This window comes from Neobacillus rhizophilus (assembly GCF_018343535.1).
Lineage (GTDB): Bacteria > Bacillota > Bacilli > Bacillales > Cytobacillaceae > Neobacillus > Neobacillus rhizophilus.
On record NZ_JAGYPF010000002.1, the window covers coordinates 743,009 to 762,436 of the forward strand.

At 44.1% G+C, this 19,428-nt stretch carries 19 protein-coding genes; 12 read left to right on the forward strand and 7 right to left on the reverse strand.

The window, feature by feature from the left end; genetic code table 11:
* Nucleotides 1–4: 4 nt before the first annotated feature.
* The 7 genes from fliR to KHA99_RS11425 all read left to right on the forward strand — a co-directional run bounded on the left by fliR (nt 5) and on the right by KHA99_RS11425 (nt 7,276).
* Nucleotides 5–787, forward strand: a complete 783-nt coding sequence (fliR, locus tag KHA99_RS11395) for a flagellar biosynthetic protein FliR (RefSeq protein WP_213117566.1) — start codon at nt 5–7, stop codon at nt 785–787.
* On the forward strand, nt 784–1,881 hold the full coding sequence (flhB, locus tag KHA99_RS11400) for a flagellar biosynthesis protein FlhB (protein ID WP_213117567.1): 1,098 nt from the start codon (nt 784–786) through the stop codon (nt 1,879–1,881). Before fliR ends, flhB begins: the two co-directional genes overlap by 4 nt.
* A gap of 17 nt (nt 1,882–1,898) precedes the next feature.
* Nucleotides 1,899–3,947, forward strand: coding sequence for a flagellar biosynthesis protein FlhA (flhA, locus tag KHA99_RS11405; protein ID WP_213117568.1), 2,049 nt, complete (start codon nt 1,899–1,901; stop codon nt 3,945–3,947).
* On the forward strand, nt 3,947–5,086 hold the full coding sequence (locus tag KHA99_RS11410) for a flagellar biosynthesis protein FlhF (protein WP_213117569.1): 1,140 nt from the start codon (nt 3,947–3,949) through the stop codon (nt 5,084–5,086). Before flhA ends, KHA99_RS11410 begins: the two co-directional genes overlap by 1 nt.
* Nucleotides 5,040–6,026 carry a MinD/ParA family protein gene (locus KHA99_RS11415; protein ID WP_307852045.1) on the forward strand — a complete coding sequence of 329 codons (987 nt, stop codon included), beginning with the start codon at nt 5,040–5,042 and terminating at the stop codon, nt 6,024–6,026. The genes KHA99_RS11410 and KHA99_RS11415 overlap by 47 nt, the downstream gene beginning before the upstream one ends.
* A 30-nt stretch (nt 6,027–6,056) precedes the next feature.
* Nucleotides 6,057–6,767, forward strand: a complete 711-nt coding sequence (locus tag KHA99_RS11420) for a FliA/WhiG family RNA polymerase sigma factor (RefSeq protein ID WP_213117570.1) — start codon at nt 6,057–6,059, stop codon at nt 6,765–6,767.
* Between the two features lie 170 nt (nt 6,768–6,937).
* Nucleotides 6,938–7,276: a PilZ domain-containing protein gene (locus KHA99_RS11425; RefSeq protein ID WP_213117571.1), complete on the forward strand. Its 339-nt coding sequence runs from the start codon at nt 6,938–6,940 to the stop codon at nt 7,274–7,276.
* A gap of 80 nt (nt 7,277–7,356) precedes the next feature.
* Here KHA99_RS11425 and KHA99_RS11430 read toward each other — a convergent pair.
* Nucleotides 7,357–8,519, reverse strand: a protein-coding gene (locus KHA99_RS11430) for an IS3 family transposase (protein WP_213117572.1) whose coding sequence is annotated in 2 segments (ribosomal slippage) — nt 7,357–8,240 and nt 8,240–8,519 — 1,164 coding nt in all. Because the reading frame shifts where the segments join, the coding sequence is not laid out codon by codon here.
* Between the two features lie 290 nt (nt 8,520–8,809).
* On the opposite strand from KHA99_RS11430, the gene pgaC reads away from it, so the two are divergent.
* Both pgaC and pgaD read left to right on the forward strand, forming a co-directional pair.
* Entirely contained in the window at nt 8,810–10,048 is a 1,239-nt protein-coding gene (gene pgaC / locus KHA99_RS11435) for a poly-beta-1,6-N-acetyl-D-glucosamine synthase (RefSeq protein WP_249366596.1), read from the forward strand.
* A gap of 18 nt (nt 10,049–10,066) precedes the next feature.
* Nucleotides 10,067–10,435 (forward strand): poly-beta-1,6-N-acetyl-D-glucosamine biosynthesis protein PgaD, encoded by a 369-nt coding sequence (gene pgaD, locus KHA99_RS11440; RefSeq protein ID WP_213117574.1) that lies wholly within the window; start codon nt 10,067–10,069, stop codon nt 10,433–10,435.
* 191 nt (nt 10,436–10,626) lie between these two features.
* Here pgaD and srtD read toward each other — a convergent pair whose 3' ends face one another.
* A complete protein-coding gene (srtD, locus tag KHA99_RS11445; protein ID WP_213117575.1) occupies nt 10,627–11,262 on the reverse strand; it encodes a class D sortase, LPxTATN-specific in 636 nt (211 codons plus the stop codon).
* A gap of 3 nt (nt 11,263–11,265) precedes the next feature.
* Nucleotides 11,266–11,976: a cell wall anchor protein gene (locus KHA99_RS11450; RefSeq protein WP_213117576.1), complete on the reverse strand. Its 711-nt coding sequence runs from the start codon at nt 11,974–11,976 to the stop codon at nt 11,266–11,268.
* 207 nt (nt 11,977–12,183) lie between these two features.
* Between KHA99_RS11450 and KHA99_RS11455 the strand changes: the two genes are divergently transcribed.
* Entirely contained in the window at nt 12,184–13,152 is a 969-nt protein-coding gene (locus KHA99_RS11455) for a 2-hydroxyacid dehydrogenase (protein ID WP_213117577.1), read from the forward strand.
* Nucleotides 13,153–13,277: 125 nt separating this feature from the next.
* Nucleotides 13,278–14,270: a zinc-binding dehydrogenase gene (locus tag KHA99_RS11460; RefSeq protein ID WP_213117989.1), complete on the forward strand. Its 993-nt coding sequence runs from the start codon at nt 13,278–13,280 to the stop codon at nt 14,268–14,270.
* 247 nt (nt 14,271–14,517) lie between these two features.
* Here the strand turns inward: KHA99_RS11460 and KHA99_RS11465 are convergent, their stop codons facing one another.
* The 3 genes from KHA99_RS11465 to KHA99_RS11475 form a co-directional block, all read right to left on the reverse strand.
* Nucleotides 14,518–15,705: an aminotransferase gene (locus KHA99_RS11465; RefSeq protein ID WP_213117578.1), complete on the reverse strand. Its 1,188-nt coding sequence runs from the start codon at nt 15,703–15,705 to the stop codon at nt 14,518–14,520.
* On the reverse strand, nt 15,702–16,205 hold the full coding sequence (locus KHA99_RS11470) for an Lrp/AsnC family transcriptional regulator (RefSeq protein WP_213117579.1): 504 nt from the start codon (nt 16,203–16,205) through the stop codon (nt 15,702–15,704). Before KHA99_RS11470 ends, KHA99_RS11465 begins: the two co-directional genes overlap by 4 nt.
* A gap of 315 nt (nt 16,206–16,520) precedes the next feature.
* A complete protein-coding gene (locus KHA99_RS11475) occupies nt 16,521–17,330 on the reverse strand; it encodes an N-acetylmuramoyl-L-alanine amidase (protein ID WP_213117580.1) in 810 nt (269 codons plus the stop codon).
* A 129-nt stretch (nt 17,331–17,459) separates the two neighbouring features.
* Here KHA99_RS11475 and KHA99_RS11480 point away from each other — a divergent pair, with 129 nt between their 5' ends.
* Nucleotides 17,460–17,687, forward strand: coding sequence for a hypothetical protein (locus tag KHA99_RS11480; RefSeq protein ID WP_213117581.1), 228 nt, complete (start codon nt 17,460–17,462; stop codon nt 17,685–17,687).
* Here the strand turns inward: KHA99_RS11480 and KHA99_RS30780 are convergent.
* Nucleotides 17,684–19,336, reverse strand: a complete 1,653-nt coding sequence (locus tag KHA99_RS30780) for an N-acetylmuramoyl-L-alanine amidase (protein ID WP_249366597.1) — start codon at nt 19,334–19,336, stop codon at nt 17,684–17,686. The two genes, KHA99_RS11480 and KHA99_RS30780, sit on opposite strands and share 4 nt — an antisense overlap.
* Nucleotides 19,337–19,428: the final 92 nt, after the last annotated feature.

The following is a 19,428-nucleotide window of genomic DNA, read 5'->3' on the forward strand; positions in this document are numbered from 1 at the left end:
CAGCATGGACTGGTTGAATCAAATTCCCGACTTTCTGCTTATCCTGGCACGTGTCAGCTGTTTTTTCATCACGGTACCAGTGTTTATGATGAGAACAATTCCGGCACCCTTTAAGATTGGACTCTCATTTTTCCTGGCGGTCATTGTATTCATTTCTGTGGAACCGTCACATGCCCCACTGGCTTTTTCAGGCGGCTATATTGTGCTGCTTATAAAAGAAAGTTTAGTAGGTTTGGGTCTCGGCTTCATCGCATCGATTCTCTTTTACGCCATCCAATTGGCAGGCACTCTTATTGACCTGCAGGCGGGTTTTTCCATGGGCGCGGTTTTTGATCCGCAATCGGGTACAAATGCCAACTTAACAGGCAGGCTGAAAAATGTGCTGGCGACCCTGTTTCTCCTGTCGATGAATGGCCATCACCTGCTGCTCCAAGGAGTATTGGAAAGCTACCGCTGGATTCCGGTTGAAGCGCTTGTGCCAGCGTTTACGGACGGAAGAATCTCAACGTTCATGCTGGAAACTTTCAAAAACTCGTTTGTGATTGCCTTTTTACTGGCGGCCCCCATCGTCTTCACTCTATTTTTGGTGGATTTGGTGTTGGGGATCATCGGGAAAACGTCCCCGCAAATCAATTTGATGGTGGTCGGGTTTTCCTTGAAAATAGGAGTTCATTTTCTTGTTCTGCTCATCGCACTGCCGAGCTTTTTCCTATTGCTCAATACATTGTTTTCAGAAATGGTGGAATCACTCAGCCAGATGATTCGCATCATGGGGGCGTCATCATGAAGGCCAAGGGTTCATTTTACCTGACAGTAGATTTGCAATTTTTCTCAGAGGAAAAAACGGAAAAAGCAACCCCGCAAAAAAGAAGGGAAGCGAGAAATAAGGGTCAAGTGGCCAAAAGTATAGAGCTTTCTTCGTCTTTGATGCTTGCTGCCTTTTTCTTATTTCTTCTTATTTACGGAAAATATCTTGGGACTCAGCTGCTTTTTCTGTTCCGCAAACTTTTTACTTCCTATTTAATAGGAGAGCTGTCACCGGCTGGTACCCATAAGCTGTTTGCAGACCTAACAATGCTCTGTTTTAAAATTGTCTTGCCGGTTTTGCTCGTCTCGTTCGTGGCGGCGTTATTTTCAAACTACATCCAAATCGGCTTTTTATTTACAACAGAAAACCTTAAATTCAACCTGAAAAAGTTAAACCCCATCGAAGGGGCGAAACGGATATTCTCGATGCGCACGCTGGTGGAGCTGCTGAAAAATATCCTGAAAATCACCTTGATGGGTGGCGTTTCCTACTGGCTTTTAAAAAAAGAAATAGGAACCATCCTGCAGCTTTCACAAATGGGAGCTGCACAAATGATTTCCTACCTGTTTACCTTTATCGTCAAACTGGGACTGATTACCTCTGTTTTGTATGTCGTCATCGGAGTGGCTGATTTTATTTTTCAAAAATTTGACCATGATAAGAAGCTGCGAATGTCGATCAAGGAAATCAAGGATGAGCATAAAAAGAGCGAAGGGGACCCGTTGGTAAAAGGGAAAATCAGAGAGCTCCAGCGGGAGATGTCGATGAACCGGATGATTCAGGACGTACCAACTGCGGATGTCGTCATCACCAATCCGACTCATTATGCGATTGCCATTTCCTATGATGCTTCCAAATCATCCGCGCCGATAGTCTTGGCTAAGGGTGTGGATTTCATGGCACAAAAAATCAAAGAAATCGCTAAAGAAAATGGCGTCATCATGACAGAGAATAAGCCTTTGGCGCGAGCGTTATATGCAAATGTAGAAATCGGCCAGGAAATCCCGGAGGACTTATTTAAAGCGGTGGCAGAGATTTTGGCCTATGTATATCGGTTAAAAGGAAAATTTTGAAGAAAGAAGGTGAAAAGATGAAATTTAAAGATATTTCCGTTCTCCTTGCGGTATTGCTGATTGTCGTTATGATGGTCATTCCCTTGCCGCCGGTTCTGTTGGATATTTTGCTGATTATCAATATATCGCTGTCGATTACGATTTTATTGGTGGGAATGAATACAAAAGAGCCTTTAGATTTCTCTATTTTTCCTTCTCTCTTACTGATCACGACTCTTTTTCGCTTGGCGTTGAATGTATCGACCACAAGGGCTATTCTTTCGCACGGTCATGCGGGCCAGGTCGTAGCGACCTTTGGGGAATTCGTCATCGGTGGGAATCCTGTCATTGGTTTTATCATCTTTTTGATTCTGATTATTATTCAATTCCTCGTTATAACGAAAGGCTCCGAGCGGGTCGCAGAGGTGGCGGCTCGTTTCACCTTGGACGCGATGCCTGGTAAGCAGATGAGTATCGATGCCGATTTAAACGCCGGACTCATCAGCGAGAAGGATGCCCGGGCGAGACGGGAAAAGGTCGGCAGGGAAGCGGATTTCTACGGAGCTATGGACGGTGCGAGTAAATTCGTTAAAGGCGATGCCATCGCCGGAATCATTATTCTGTTTATCAACGTTATTGGCGGTTTCATCATCGGGATGACGATGATGGGGATGGATTTTGCTCAGGCCGCAAGCACGTTTACCCTGCTTTCTGTCGGGGACGGTCTTGTCAGCCAAATTCCTGCCCTGCTCATTTCAACAGCAACCGGTATTATTGTGACCCGCGCAGCCTCCGACGGCAACCTCGGCGACGACTTGACCCGGCAGCTATTTGCCTATCCAAAACTGATCTATGTGGTCGCTGGCTGTATCGCCTTATTTGGGCTGGTGACGCCAATCGGCATCTTATTAACCTGGAGCATTGCCGGTCTGCTCGCGTTTGCTGCTTATAAAATGCAAAAGGCAAAAGAAAAAGAGGAAGAGGCACTGGAGGAGATTAATGAGGCTCCCCCTGCAGAAGAAAATAGCCCAGAGAATGTGCTTAACCTGCTGCATGTCGATTCACTTGAATTTGAGTTTGGTTTAGGATTGATTCCATTAGCCGACACCTCCCAGGGCGGGGACATTTTGGACCGCGTGATTGCGATTCGAAAACAGGTTGCCTTGGAATTGGGACTGGTCATTCCGATTATCCGGATCCGCGATAATGTCAATTTGGAGTCGAATGAGTATGTCATCAAATTAAAAGGAAACGAGATTGCTAGAGGGGAAATTTTCCTCAACCATTACCTGATGCTGGCGCCGGAGGATGAGGATCATGGTATTGCCGGAATTGAAACAACCGAGCCGACGTTTGGACTCCCGGCTTTATGGATTCAGGAAGAGATGAAGAAGAAGGCGGAGATTTTTGGATTTACTGTTGTCGATGCTTCATCCGTTATTACTACCCATCTTGCGGAAACAATCAAGCGGTATGCGCATGAAATTTTAGGAAGAGAAGAGACAAAGCAGCTCCTTGATAAGGCGAAGGAACATTACCCATCCTTGGTGGAGGAATTGGTTCCACAGTTATTATCGGTCGGACAGATTCAAAAGGTTTTGCAAAAGCTGTTAAAAGAAAAAATCTCGATCCGGAATCTGCCTGTTATTCTAGAAACACTTGCTGATTGGGCCGTTTTTACAAAAAATCCGGACTATTTGGCCGAATATGTGAGACAAGGACTCGCACGGCAAATTACCAGCCAATTGGCCGTCAATAAAATGATTCAAGTCATTACGGTTAATGCCAATTTGGAAAAGGTCATTTCCGAGAATGTTCAGGAAACGGAGCAAGGAGTGTATTTGACGCTGGATCCACAAACAATTCAGCAGCTTGTTCATGCCATTAATGACACTGTACAACAGGTGGTTAACGTAGGGATTCAGCCGATTATCCTGACTTCGCCGGCGATCCGGATGTATCTTAAACAAATTGTCGAGCGGATTAATGCCGATATTCCCGTTATCTCGTTCAACGAGCTGGAATCTGATGTCGAAGTACAAAATATTGGTGTCGTTCATTTTCAACATGCTGGAGTGGTTGCCTAATGAAGATTAAGAGATATATAGTTGATTCCCTGCCGCAGGCGATTCAACTGATTCGCCAGGAGCTGGGCGAGAATGCCGTCATTCTAAACACAAAGGAAATCAAAACGGGCGGGATTTTCGGTCTTTTTCAACGAAAGCAGTTTGAAGTGATTGCGGCTTCGGAGGCGGTGAAAGAGAAGGCTGAGGAGCTGTCGGTGACAAAACAGCTGCAAGCGGAATCGGAAGTGCTGAAACGGCTGGAGAACGTGGAGAAGCTGCTGGAGAACTTTTCAAAAAATGAAGCGCCTATGGCGGCCAAACCTTCGGGGAAAAAGCTTCAGAAATGGTTGGCCCGGTTAGAGGAGCAGGAGGTTGACGAGGAAGTCATTCGTTTTATTGAAAAGAAAATCATCGGCCGATCCCCTTCATTAGAGGAACTAAGCGAACAACAAGTGGGGGAAATGGTCCAAGATACCATAACGCGACTGTTTCAGGACGGCATCGCACCTGTTGGGCTTGATTCAGAGGTCAACATGATTACTCTGTTAGGCCCAACGGGCGTCGGGAAAACGACCACGATTGCGAAGCTCGCTTCCAGGCAGGTGTTATATCAGCGCAAAAAAGTTGGGCTATTAACCGCAGATACGTTTCGGATTGCTGCAGTGGAGCAGCTCCGGACCTACGCAAATATCTTAAATGTGCCGATTGAGGTCGCTGATAGTCCTGAGCACGTGAAGCTTGCAATGGAGCGTCTAGAGCATTGCCAGATGATTTTTATGGACTCGGCAGGCAGGAATTATCTGGAGGAGCAATATATTGAGCAAATGATTGAGCTTCTCTCCAGTGCGCCCAAGCAAGAAAATCACCTTGTGCTCAGCATGACCTCAAGGTGGAAAGATATGAAGCAGATTGTGGAAAGAATGAAATCACTGCAGATCGACAAAGTCATCCTGACGAAGTGGGATGAAAGCACTTGCTTCGGGGCAGCGTTAAATCTGGTGTATCACTATCCCTATCCTATATCTTTCCTGAGTTTGGGACAGGGGGTTCCCGAGGACATCATGCTTGCAGAGGCGCAATATATGGCGAAAAAGATAATGGGAGTAGATGAACGTGCAGGATCAGGCGCAGAGACTGAGAGAATTGTATCAGCGTTTTAATGGCAGGGAGCAGGAACCAGCTGCTGAAGCGGCGATAAAGGCCCGTGGTGGAGCAGCTTCCGAAGCGGCAATTCTTGCCCGGCGCGAAATAACACCAATAACAGATGCAGTTCCACAACACGAAAAAGCAACAAAGGTCATATCCGTCACAAGCGGCAAAGGCGGGGTTGGCAAATCCAATTTTGCATTAAACTTTGCCCTCAGCCTGAGCGAATCCGGACAAAAGGTGGTCCTAATTGATTTTGATATTGGCATGGCCAACCTGGAAATTTTACTGGGCATGACTCCAAGACACCATCTCATTGATCTAGTGAAGGAGAAAAAAGGCATCTGGGAAATCCTTGAAAAAGGCCCAAATGGTCTTGAATTGATTTCCGGCGGCAGCGGATTTGAGAGAATTTTGGATTTAAACGATGATGATGCCAATTATTTATTTGCCGAACTTGGAAAACTGCAGGGGTACGCTGATATTATCCTGTTTGATACAGGAGCGGGACTTTCCAAGGAGTCGCAGCGCATCCATCTCGCGGCGGATGAAATTATCCTAGTAACAACACCGGAACCGACCGCCATTACCGACGCTTATTCAGTGATTAAAATTCTGCATCACCAGGACGCAAGTCTCAACGTTCGGTTAGTGGTCAACCGTGTCGCCAATTCCAAGGAAGGAATCGCGATTGCCGGCAGGGTACGGACAGTGACGAAACGATTTTTAAATAAAGAGATTGAGATTCTTGGGTTAATGCCGAATGATTCCCTTGTATTTCAATCCGTTCTCGAGCAGACGCCATTTTACCTGAACTATCCGAAGTCCCAGGCGGCTAAGTGGATGAAGGACATGGTGAATATTTATTTGCATGGAGATGGCGGTTACCGCCAAGCATCCACCGGAATCAAAGGGTTTATCCAAAAGATGTCTCAATTTGTGGTAAAAAAATAAACAGTATCTAGGGGAGAGGAGGAGGTACCGTTGAAGCAACAGCATGAAGAAGAGTTATTTAATCGCTATCTGCCATTAGTTTATAAAATTGTCAAAGCTATGAAAAGAAGCCTGCCCCGCCATGTTGAGGAGGACGAGCTTGTTTCGTTTGGAATGATGGGTTTATTGGATGCCTTCCGCAGATACAGCCAGCGTGATAATATCAAGTTTGAAACCTACGCGACCCAGCGGATTCGCGGCGAAATTTATGACGGACTGCGCCGAAACGACCCGCTGTCACGGACATTGCGGAAAAAAGAAAAAGAAGTTATGAAAGCCTTCGAAACATTAGAACAAACGTTGTTCAGGCAGCCTACCCTCAAAGAAGTCAGCGAATTTTTAAAGATGAGTGAGAAAGAGTGCAAGGATATTCTTACCCAGGCCACCTTTGAAAAACAAACCTCATTGGATGAGCCAGTCGAGAGCGGTGAGGAAACTGTTCTCAAAAGGGATTTTCTTTCCGATAATTCCGTTGTGGACCAGGCAAAGCAGGTAGAAGAGAAAGAGCGCAGCCAAATCCTCTCCTCCCTCATCGATGAGCTGCCAGAAAAGGAAAAAATAATCCTGTCCCTTATTTACGAAGAAAACTTAAGCATGAGCGAAGTTGGCAGAATCCTCGGCCTGCACAAATCACGAATCTCCCAACTCCACTTAAGAATAATAAAAAAGCTAAAACTGGCTTTTGAAAAGGAGTATAACTGATGCATGGGGACGGTTCTTGTGCCTCACTGAGGCACAAGAACCGTCCCCATGCATCGATTTTTATATAAAAAATAGAAAAAAAGGCTCAACGGGGATTGGAAAACAGCCGTTATTAGTATTATTCATAGAATTTTTTATATAAAAATCGTAAGTAAGGGGATTAGGTTACAATGGCTTTAAAAATGAAAGAGAAGGATTTCAGGGTCAACATCCATTTTCCGTTGGAATCTGAACTGACTCTTATTAATGTTGAAGCAAAATTGGAAAATGTCATCGTCATCGTCGAGAACGTTGGCCCTGGAGGCTTAAGATTTATTTCAAACTTACACTTAAGGAATGACCAAGAAGTCATTTACTCCCTTAACTCAGATGTATTAGAAGACAAAATCCTCCTCCCGGGAACCGTCATTTGGAAAGAAGAACTGTCAAACGAATTATGCCAATATGGCGTCCACTTCAACACACCAGAAACTACGCGTACCTACCTAAACAAACTGCTAGGGGCCTAAGCCCCAAGTCATCAACACAGTAAAGCGCCGGGTCAAAACTGAACTGACCTATTAAAATGAGACAACGAAAAAGCACCAATTTATGCTGCCTGTTCCCTAAACTCAATAGGGGACAGGTAGTTTAATTTTGCCTGAAGTCGTGTTTGATTATAATGATTGATGAACTTCTCAACTCTTTCGATTACAATAGAATTTGTAAGAAACTCTCTTCCTTGAGAGTAGAATTCTTCCGACTTTATGGTGGAGTGGAAGGATTCAATAACGGCATTATCCAAGCAATTGCCTTTCCTGGACATGCTTGTGGTAATGCCTTTTTCTTTTGCTATTCTTTGAAATGAATGGGACGTATACTGAGCTCCCTGATCGCTATGTAATATTAAGCCACTCGTATCACGGCCTTCTACAGCGTCTTTTAATGTGTTTACCACTAAAGACACATCTTGGCTGGTACTAATTCGGTATGCGATTATTTCATTATTAAATAAATCCATGATTGTACTTAAATACAACATAGATTGGCCGAATGGCAGATAAGTAATATCTGTAACCCATTTTTCATTTGGTTTAGAAGAAGTAAAATTTCTATTTAAATGGTTAGGGACTACTATCTTAATTTCTCCAGCTATATTATTCTTACGTTTAGGCTTCACCTGGCATTGGAGATTATATTTTTGCATAATACGTTGGACAGTATTTCGGTTAACTTTCCTTTTATAATCACGTAATAACCAGGCTTTAACTGTCCGATGACCAATTAAAAATTTATGACGTTTACAAATTTCAGTGATTTGTATTTCGAGTTCAGTTTTACCTTTTGGACCTTGATTCCTCCATCTATAGTAAGTTGATTTCGGGATACCTAGGCACCTACAAAGAAAGGTTACAGAATATTTTTCCTTTAATTTTTCAACTAAGGTAACTACAGCTTCTGGAACCAACTCCTCTCGATTTCTTGGTACTTTTTTAAAATTTCTAATTGTGCCTTTAAATACTCATTTTCTCTCTTTAATTTTTCCATATCAGATAATTCTTCGGGACCCTTCCCATAACTGTACTGTTTACCAATCCCCTGTGCCAAACGATATTTTTGTCCTTCACGATACCACTGCATCCACCTTTTGACCTGAGTAACATTTGTTATTCCAAATTTGTCCATAATCTCACGGTTTGAATACTCACCACTTAATTTCATCTCAATAACAGCCATTTTAACTTCTTCTGAGTAAGCATTTTTCTTCCCCATAAGAAAACACCTCCTGAGTTACGTATTATTTAAATACGATCCAGGGGGTGCTTTTTCCTTTGTCTTATTTAACTAGGTCTCTTCAAAACAACCCGGCGCTTTACTGCGTTAAACTTGCTAAAAAATAAGAGAGAACGTAGAAATGTGTCGAAAGTTGCAAATTGCTCTTATGGTGGTAATTTTCTATAATAATAAGTAGAAATATGTCGATAGAACTATATGAAAGGGTCTTTATCTATATCTATGGCACTATATCTATTGAATTTTACTTACCATTAGGGCGTGATACGTTGAAAACGGTACTAGTTCTTTTCCTATTTTATTATCCATTAGCTATGGGAGTATTGTGGATTATTGGCAGTTTAATCTTTTTTGTAAAGAAAGAGCGAAATCAGGAGTTTCCAGATTATCGTGATGAGGAATTACCATTTGTGTCTTTATTAATCCCTGCTTATAACGAGGAAAAAACAATTGAAGAAACCATAAACTACGTTTCACATTTGAATTATCCCCATTATGAGGTAATCGTCATCAATGATGGCAGTAATGATCGAACACTTGAAATTTTAAAATCATTATTACATTTGAATTCAAAATTACGTGTCGTAAATGTTGTCGACAATAAAGGAAAGGCTAATGCCTTAAAACAGGGAGTTCTAGCTTCAAAAGGGGAACTCATTGCAACCATTGATAGCGATGCGATCCTGGATAAGGATGCCCTAAAATATATTATCCCTCATTTTATCACCCCGCATAATGGGGAGAGGGTCGGCGCCGTAACTGGTAATCCTCGTATTAGAAATCGGACAAGTCTGCTTTCTAAAGTTCAACTAGTTGAATATTCCAGTATTATCGGGCTGATTAAAAGGACTCAGAGAATAATAGGGAAAGTAATGACTGTTTCCGGTGTTTTTGTTGTTTTTAGAAAAAAAGCATTGTTGGACGCTGGAATGTGGGATACCGATCTAATCACTGATGATATAGGGGTAACTTGGAAGCTGCAAAGGAGGTTTTGGGATGTCCGTTATGAACCAAGGGCTCTTTGTTGGATGCTGGTCCCTGAGACAATCAAGGGGATTTGTAAGCAACGATTGAGATGGACACAGGGTGGAATTGAAGTCATTTTGCGTCATCGAGACATCTTTTTAGACTGGCGGCAGAGAAGGCTTTATCCAATCTATATTGAACAAGTGTTAAGTATTCTATGGTCCGTTATTTGGTTTATTTCGGCAATTATTTTTTTATACAAAGCTATTTTTCTGCAAAATAATTTAGTTCCTATCATGTGGATTGGAAATTATCTCTCGATTATTTGTTTGCTGCAATTTCTAGTTGCTCTTTTTATTGAAAGCAGGTACGAGAAAGGGATTTTACTCTATTTGTTGTGGGGCATTTGGTATCCGATCATTTATTGGCATATAAATGCATTGTTAGTCATCGTGGCATTGCCTAAAGGAATCAAAATTTTAAAAGAAAGTAAAGATGAGTTTGCTACCTGGGAGAGTCCAGATCGTGGACTCCACTTATAAAAAAGAAAGGAGAAGCCCATGATTATTAAACTTAATAGGTCTAAAGCTAGAGAGTGCCTTGATATTCTATTGACCATTTTTGGCTGGCTTTTTCTTTTGTTATTTCTTTATTATTTTGTGATCCATCTTGGATCAGATTTTAGTTTAAGATTTTATTGGCTGAGTATTTCCAATGCTAATGCCATTGTTAACTTTACCATTTTGTACAGTGGATTAATTACGCTGTCATTATTATGGTGGAGTACCTATAATAAACGGAAATATGGTTCATTAAGAAGAAGGGCTTTTCCACAGCCCACCCGTAATCATGAGATTGCTTCCTATTTCCAATTAACAGAGGAAGAGATTGAACGGGTTCAAAATGATAAGTTTGTTGAGGTTCGTTAATTTTAGCTTCATCGAGTTGCTATTTCTAAAACTGCAAATATAGCTCTTATGGAAATAGGGAGAGGCTGTTTTTGCCATTAATGTACTGAGGGTCTGGGACCCATTCTGCTAAGCTTAATGCGAAGAAGAGCTTTATTTATTTAAACTGAAGAAAAGAAAAGGACCGTTCAATGCTGAAACGGTCTTTTTCTCTATGAATGCGCACTTTGTAAAAGTGGATTCGTTTTTAGTTTCGTATAAACGATAAAGCGCTGTGGTGCGTTTCCGATAAAATGAAATGGATAGCACGTCGTTAACGTTAGTGTTTCGTAATCGGTTGGAACCGCTATGGTTTCATCTGCCGCGTCAACGATTTTAAACTCGGTTGTTTCGTAGATAAAATCGCCGTATGGGGTCGTGAATGTAATGTCATCCCCGACTTTTAAGTTTTCCAGTTTTCTAAAAACAGTGTCCCGGTGGCCGCTTAAAATCACGTGGCCGCCCTGGCCAGGAAGAGTACTCCCCGCCATATGGCCAACCCCCATTTTCAGTTCGTTGTCATGTGTTCCTTGAACAACAGGATAACTTAAATTAAGAGAAGAAATGGATAGTTCTCCTAATTTTGAGCCCGGTTCCGGCAGGGTTGGCCACGCCTCAGTGTTAAATTTCCTGGCGCTTTGCTCAGGCTTGTAAGGCTTGATGACGGTTTTAGCTAATAGAGCCGTTTCCTTTGTCATTTCCCAGCCGAAGAATCCAATCGTTGCTGCCCCTGCGATGATGAGTAATGCGGGAATTCCAAGTAAAATCCATTTCACTCTATTTTTCTTTTTCTTCCTGGAAGATTTCATGGCTTAAGCTTGACTCTCCATTCTGCGGATCGTTCTCACAGCAGGTACAAAAGCAATTCCGCCTAAAACAATTAAGAGACCGCCAATCGCCATGCCAAGTGGAAGATCTGTAGCTGTTTCTGGTAATTGAGAAGCCGGCATTGGAACAAACTTTCCAGACGCTTCAAGGCTTTTCTTCGCTTCGACTGCTGTTTTCAGTGCAACAAGCTTCGTGTTTAAAGCAGATGCAGTGAAATCAGATAATTTTGGATCAATAACGGCTAATAGGTTGCCATTAAGGTCTTTAACCTGAATGTTTAAAGTCTTGGCATTTTCTAGGCTAAGCTTGCTAAGGTCAATGGCGTTACCGTTTTTATCAACAAATGCAACTTGTAAATGGGCTTTTTGGGCGCTGTCTAAAAATAAGCGGCCAACCTCTGCACGGTCAGCATCTGAAAGATTTTCAGGTGATGAAACCGACTGTAATTTTGCTGCAGCTTGTTCAGCATTCTTCACAATATCATTGAATTCGCTGTCTGTAAGGTTAACAGATTGCAGATAAGCATATAAATAGTCTACTTGATTCAAACCTAATGCCTTCAATGAATCTACCAATTTTTGAGCGGAGTTTGTTGTAGCAGCAGATGCTTCGTTCAATGCAATAGGGCTAAATGCAGACAAAGAAAGTCCTAAAGCCGCAACAATTGTTCCTTTTTTCCAAACATTATGTACCATTATCCTATCATTCCTTTACAAAACATTATGATAAATAATAACATATTTCGCCAAAATAATCCATTTGTCCTATATTAATTTTTTGTAAGAATTAACATTTCAGCGGATGAGTGTTGAAAACCCGTCCCCTACTCTTATATTTGTTCTATTAATTTATTTTGAAGTAGAATGGAATAAATACGATTCTCTTGAAAGGTGGCGTGAAGGTTGAAGCAAACGGTTTATGTGACGAAGAAACTGCCGGAAGAACTCTATAGAAGGCTTTCAAGTCAGTATGAGGTAAGAATGTGGGGAGAAGAAGAAACCCCTGTCCCAAGGGAGATCTTATTGAAGGAAGTAGCAGACGTCGATGGCCTTTATTGTTTTATCACGGACACAATTGACAAAGAGGTTTTCGAGAGGGCAAAAAAGCTTAAGATGGTTAGCACCTGCTCGGTTGGCTATAACCACATTGATGTCCAGGCTGCGGCTGAAAAGGGTGTCAAGGTGGGTTATACACCCGGCGTTCTTACGGAAACGACTGCCGATTTGACGTTTGCCCTACTGATGGCCACTGCGCGAAGGGTTGTGGAGGCTTCGGACATATTACATAACGGCAAGTGGGGGTCATGGTCACTCATGCAGATGACCGGCCAGGACATATACGGCGCGACCATCGGCATTATTGGTTTGGGACGGATTGGCGAAGCCCTCGTAAAAAGGGCGAAAGGTTTTGATATGAAGGTCCTTTACCATAGCCGAACGAGAAAGCCGGAAAAAGAGGCAGAGCTTGGTATCGAGTACACAGACCTCAAAGGCTTGCTGCAGCAGTCGGATTATGTCTGTCTGATGCTTCCATACAGCGCAGAGGTGCATCATCTCATTGGTAAGGAAGAATTAGCCCTGATGAAAAAGAACGCGATTCTCATTAACACTGCCCGTGGTGGGATTGTCGACGAGGATGCCTTGTCCGATGCCTTGAAAAACGGCGTCATTTGGGGCGCCGGCCTTGATGTTTTTGAGCAGGAGCCGGTTTCGCTGTATAACCCTTTGTTAACCCTGCCGAACGTAGTAGCGCTCCCGCACATTGGCAGTGCCAGCGTCCAGACACGCCTGGGAATGGCACATATGGCGGCTGACAATTTAATTCATGTGTTAAATGGGAATGTGGGAAAAGCGAACGTTGTCGGGATTTAATTTTAAAAAAGGAGGGTCGCTGTTTTAAAGATCCTCCCTTTCTTAATATTTTAAAAAAATCATTTTCAGAGTATTATGGATTTAGTACATATTTTTATAAAAAAATTTGGATTGGAGTGAGGAAAATGAAGGCAGTTGTGCATGCGGTTAGGGCTGGTTTTGAGGGACTGGCTGTTCGTGATATGGAAGAGTTGAAGCCGGGATTTGGTGAGGTTCGGGTCAAGCTAAAAACAGCAGGCCTAAATCACCGGGATTTGTTCGTGCTTGTGCGTCATAAACCGACGGACCCGCCGCTTATCATCGGATCGGACGGCGCCGGCGTGGTTGATGGAGTCGGTGAGGGTGTTGTTGGCGTCAAGGTGGGCGATGAGGTGCTGATCAATCCAAGCCTTGGCTGGAAGGAAAAGAGCGATGCCCCGCCAGCAGGGTTTGAAATTCTTGGACTCCCGTTCCACGGAACCTTTGCTGAGCAGGTGGTCGTCCCGGCCGATAATGTTGTTTTGAAACCTGGCTATTTAAGCTGGGAGGAAGCTGGTGTGCTATCATTGGCGGCGCTGACAGCCTACCGGGCTTTATTTACACAGGGTCAGGTTCACGAAGGAATGAAGGTGCTTATCCCCGGCATCGGCAGCGGCGTCGCGACTTTATTGCTGCAGTTTGCCAAAGCGGCAGGCGCGACTGTATACGTGACTTCCCGTTCTTCGGAAAAATGTGCGAAGGCCCTCGAACTTGGTGCGGATCAGGCGTTTGACAGCAACGAAGACTGGGAGCAGGCGCTTAATGGCGAAAAAATGGACCTTGTCATCGAGTGCGTCGGTGCGGCAACCTTTAATAAGTCATTAAAGCAGCTCCGCCCGGGCGGAACGATTGTGACTTTTGGTGCTTCGGCGGGTGATGTCGTTGAATTCAACCTGCGCGATTTTTTCTATGGCCAGTACAAATTGTTTGGCTCCACTTTGGGCAGCGGCGAGGAATACAAGGAAATGCTGGAATTCGTTACGAGGCATGAAATTAAACCGGTGGTTGACCGCATGTACTCATTAGAGGAATTCGGCGCGGCCTTCGAGCGGATGGAAAAAGCAGAACAGTTAGGGAAAATTGGCTTTTATATTGGATAATGTTTTGGGAAAGTGCCTGATACCAGCCTTAGAGGGCGGTGTCGGGCATTTTTTTTGAAAAAATAATACCTGTTGTGAACACTTCTAAAGGCGTTTGGCGAATAACTTTTAAAAATCGGCGAATATCCTGTCCAGTTTGGCGAATAAACTCCGAAAACCAGCGAATATCTGGTTAATTTCGGCAAATTAAAGTTCGACAACAACAAAAAAGGGCAGGTCCCATGAGAACCCGCCCGAACCTTTATAATTATTTCACGACAGCACCGACTCGGCGCTCCACAAACCGCTGCATCCGTTTCAAAGCTTCTTGCAGCTGTTCCATCGAGGTAGCGTATGAACAGCGGATATACCCTTCGCCGCTTTCCCCGAAGGCATTGCCAGGTACAACGGCCACTTTTTCCTCCATCAGCAGTTTCTCGGCAAACTGCTCGGAGCTCAGGCCGGTTGCCTTAATCGATGGAAATACATAAAAGGCTCCACCAGGAACATGGCAGTCCAGCCCGATATTGTTCAGGGTATCGACCACATAATTCCGGCGTCGGCGATAGCTATTACGCATAGATTCAACCTCATGGTAGCTGTTGCGCAGTGCCTCAATGGCTCCGTGCTGAAGCATATGCGGCGCGCACATGGTAGTGTATTGGTGAATTTTTAGCATATGCCCGACAAATTCAGCAGGAGCAGCCAAGAATCCCAGCCTCCAGCCTGTCATCGCAAAGCCTTTGGAAAAACCGTTAATTAAAATCGTCCGATCATACATGCCATCAATGGCGGCAAAGCTAGTAAACTCCTCATCATAGGTCAGTTCCGCATAAATTTCATCCATCACGACAATTAAATCATGCTTTTCAACTGTTCTAGCAATTTCCTCAAGTTCCTTACGAGTTAACGCAGTTCCCGTTGGATTGTTTGGCGAACAAATTAAAATGGCTTTTGTTTTTTCTGTAATGGCTGCTTCGATTTGTTCAGCCGTAATTTTAAAACCGTTAGCAGGTGAAGTGGATACAGGAATCGGTGTTCCGCCTGCTAACGCCACCAATGGAGCGTAAGAAACGAACGACGGTTCCACGATAAGGACTTCATCGCCAGGGTTTACAATCGCCCGAAAGGCAAGGTCGATTGCCTCGCTCGCCCCGACGGTGACGATGATTTGGTTAACGGGATTGTAGTCCACGTTAAAGCCTCTCTGTAGATAGGCTGAAATTTCCTCACGCAGCTCCAATAAGCCGGCGTTTGCCGTATAGGATGTGAAGCCTTGCTCGATGGAAAGAATCGTTGCTTCACGCACGTTCCAAGGAGTGATGAAGTCTGGTTCCCCAACACCTAGCGAAATGACGCCTTCCATGCTGGCTGCCAAATCGAAAAATTTTCGAATTGGTGACGGCTTAAGTTCTTTAGCTGTATATGAAAGATAGTTCGAAACGCCATTAGTCATGGTGTGACCACCATTCTGCGATCTTTTTCATCGCCGCTGTCAAAACGAACGCCATCATGCTTGTATTTTTTCAGCATGAAATGGGTGGTGGTGGAAACAACACTTTCGATTGGCGACAATTTTTCAGAAACAAAGGAAGCAACTTCGTGCATGGTTCTTCCTTCAACGGTAATCGATAAATCGTAGGCACCTGACATCAAATACAAGGAGGATACCTCCGGAAAGCGGGAGATTCTTTGAGCCACTTCGTCAAATCCTACCCCGCGCTTCGGTGTTACCTTTACCTCAATCATGGCAATAGTATGTTCCTGCCCCTCAACCTTGCTCCAGTTGATCAAAGTTGGGTAGCTCATGATGATTTTTTGTTGTTCCAGCTTCTTAATCGTTTCACGGACCTTTTCCTCGTTGCTCATGACCATGGACGCGATTGTCGCCGCTGAAATTTTGTGGTTCTCTTCAATGATTTTCAGAATTTCAATTTCTTCACTATTAAGCTTCATAACGGAGTACCTCCTAAACTAGCTAAACTAAAAAAAATCCTATCTATGATTTTAATCCTTCTCAGCATGAAAGTCACTCCCAAATACTGTTATACAACAAATATATTGTGCTAGCACAAAAAAACTGCGGAACAATAAAAAGTGTCCATGTGGGGCGGACAAATGTCCACGGCTGGTGTCAGGCACCAATTTAAGGCAATAATGGAAAGACACTAATGCAGGAGGCAACAATGGAGGCAGTATTGGTGATGGCAAACACCGATGAAAAAAACCCGCTCCAAAAGGCGGGCTGACTGTTCCTATTAAATTACTGGCTTATTCCACTGAAATGAACACATTCGGAAATCCGGCATTTCTAATGGTGTTCATCCGCTCTTCGGCATTTTCACGGCTGGAGAAGGCCCCAGCCTGAGCTCGGTACCAGGTTGTTCCGCTGATGACAACGGTATCGACAAACGCTTCGAATCCTTTCGACTTCAGCAGGGCGACCTGCTTGTCCGCATTTTCTTTGGACTGGAACGATCCGGCGATTACTTTGTAAAGCGTGCCGGTGCTAGGCGGTGGGGAAGGGGCTGGTTTACGCTGCAAATTAAAAGCCTTGGCAAGCCCGTTTGCATGGCCTTGAGCGACATCCTGGCGCCACGCTGCCTGTTTCATTAGCCCAGCATCATGCGCATTCGTAATAAAGCCGTTTTCCGACAGCATTGCCGGCATGGTCGATTCGCGGAGCACATGGAAGTTGGCCTTTTTCATTCCGCGGTCGATCAGTTGGTTCATTTTTACGACTTCCCCATGGATTATTTCGCGGTACTTTGCCGTTTGCGAGGAATCTGACAGGCCGTTATATATATAATCCTCGTATCCTTGCGCAGCGCTTGAAGCGGCATTTATGTGAATCGACAAATAATAGTCGGCACCCCAAGCATTTGCCTCATTTGTCCGAGCGCTCAAGCTTTTCGAGATGTCGCTTTCCCTGCTCATCTTTACTTCAACATTTTCATATTGATTGATTAAAATGTTGCGCAGTCTAAGCGAGATATCGAGCGTCACATCCTTCTCATTCAAGCCATTGCCCTGGGCGCCCGGGTCGGTGCCGCCGTGGCCTGGGTCAAGATATATCTTCATTTCATCACCTCCATTCTTATTTCACCTATATCTTATGAAAAAAAGGTGGACAAGGTTCGGGCTGGTGTCAGCCAGCTTTTTACCCTTTCCACCTTTTATTTATGAAAAAAATCCCCCAAAGGACAGGCTGTGGAACAATTTATTCTGGAATCAGTTAAAAAAAGAAAAGCCCTTTTTAAAAAAAGGGCTAAAGCAAAATCTAATCAAACGTTTGAAGAGGAAATATGCTTTTTTTTGAAAAAATCAGTAAATCAATCAACTCTTATGGCTTCCAAATTAGATAATGCCAACTATGAAAATAGGGGAAACTACTGCTTGTTTTTCGCCAAACGTTTAATTAGTGGGAACTCTCCTTAATATTGTATCTCCTTTTGAATACTATCCAGATTTTGAATGGAGAAATTCACCATCCGTTTATAAAGGTTTAAAACAGATTGACCATAGGTGGTTCCCGGTACTGCCCACTTGCCATTTAAGGAGGTCCAAGTCGCGGCAGAACCCCTGTTGACAAGGTGGAATCGGGGGTCCACTAATGGGTATTGGTTTGGAAGTTGATTCGTGGTCGCATAGGCGAACAAGTGCTGCAAATGAGCGATTACCCCTTCTTCAGGTGTTTGGAAGCTGGCACCTGGATTGTTAGGCCCGGTTGCTCCAATGCCGGCGAAGTTGTCCTGCCCCGGCTTGACGACGCCAGTGAATCGGAAAAAGTTTGTCTCGTGAACGGCCTGTGCAAACGCGATATCCCCTCGAATTCCGTAATATTCGCCATATTTTAAATAAAGGCTTCCCAAATCAGGGGCGCTTGGATTGACTGTTTTTACAAATCGGTTCATATGCTCTGGCGATAAGAAGGTTGGTCCAAAAATTGAGTTAATAGATGAATCTTGAACAAGGGGACTCGGGGTTTCAATGACTGTGTCAGAGCCGCTGCTTGTTTCAGAATCGCTCCCTAAAGAAGTGCCGATATTCGGGTCAGTGGTGCCTAATGGGGCAGATTCACTCGCTTCATTTGTGACGCTGCCGACATCTGGACTAGGAGCGTTACCCGCAGTATTGTTGTCAGTCGCCTCGGAATTATCCGTTGTGCTGCTTGTTCCTCCTGCCGGGCTTGCAGCAGTTCCTCCGCCACCTTCGATAATAATGAAGGAATCATTAAATCCTGCAATTTGCACGACTTTCAAGCGCTGTTCGGCATTTTCACGGTTTGCAAATGCTCCAACCTGAACGCGGTACCACGTCCCACTAGAAATTGTCGTAGTTACCACAAAGGCATCAAATCCCATCGACCGCAGTTTGGCCACGCGTTCATCCGCATTTTCTCGTGACTTGAACGAACCGGAATAGACTTTAAAAAGGGTTCCGGACCCGGGATTTGACAGCGCAGGCGCTGGAGCAGGCTGCGGTGCAGGAGCCGGTGTTGGAGCTGGAGAAGGCTGCGGAGCGGGAGCGGGATTGTTTTTTCGAACAAGATTAAAGGCTGCTGCAAGACCGTTCGCATGACCTTGAGCCACCTTCTGCCGCCACGCATCCTGCTTCATTAACGCAGAATCATGAGCATTAGAAATGAAGCCATTTTCCGTTAATACGGCTTCCATATTGGACTCACGCAACACATGGTAATTGGCCTGCCGCGTGCCGCGGTCAATTAACTCGTTTACCTTCAACACTTCTGCATGAATAATACTTTGGATCCGGGCAGTTCTTGAGGATCTCGAAAGGCCGTTATAAATATAGTCCTCATAGCCTTGAGCGGAAGCGCCCGCTGAATTGATGTGGATGGACAGGTAAAAGTCAGCGCCCCAACTATTAGCCTCGCTTGTCCGGGAACCCAGACTTTTTGTAATGTCACTTTCACGGCTCATTTTTACTTGTACGTTTTCAAAATCATTGACTAAAATGGAGCGCAGCTTCAATGCAATATCCAAGGTGACATCCTTCTCATTCAGACCATTTCCTTGAGCACCGGGGTCATTTCCGCCATGACCCGGATCTAAATAAATCTTCATTTCATCTCCTCCATTTCATTATTTAATCATATATATCCTATGGCCAGACGAGGAATTGGTTCGGGCCTAGTCCATTCTGCCTATGGATCCGG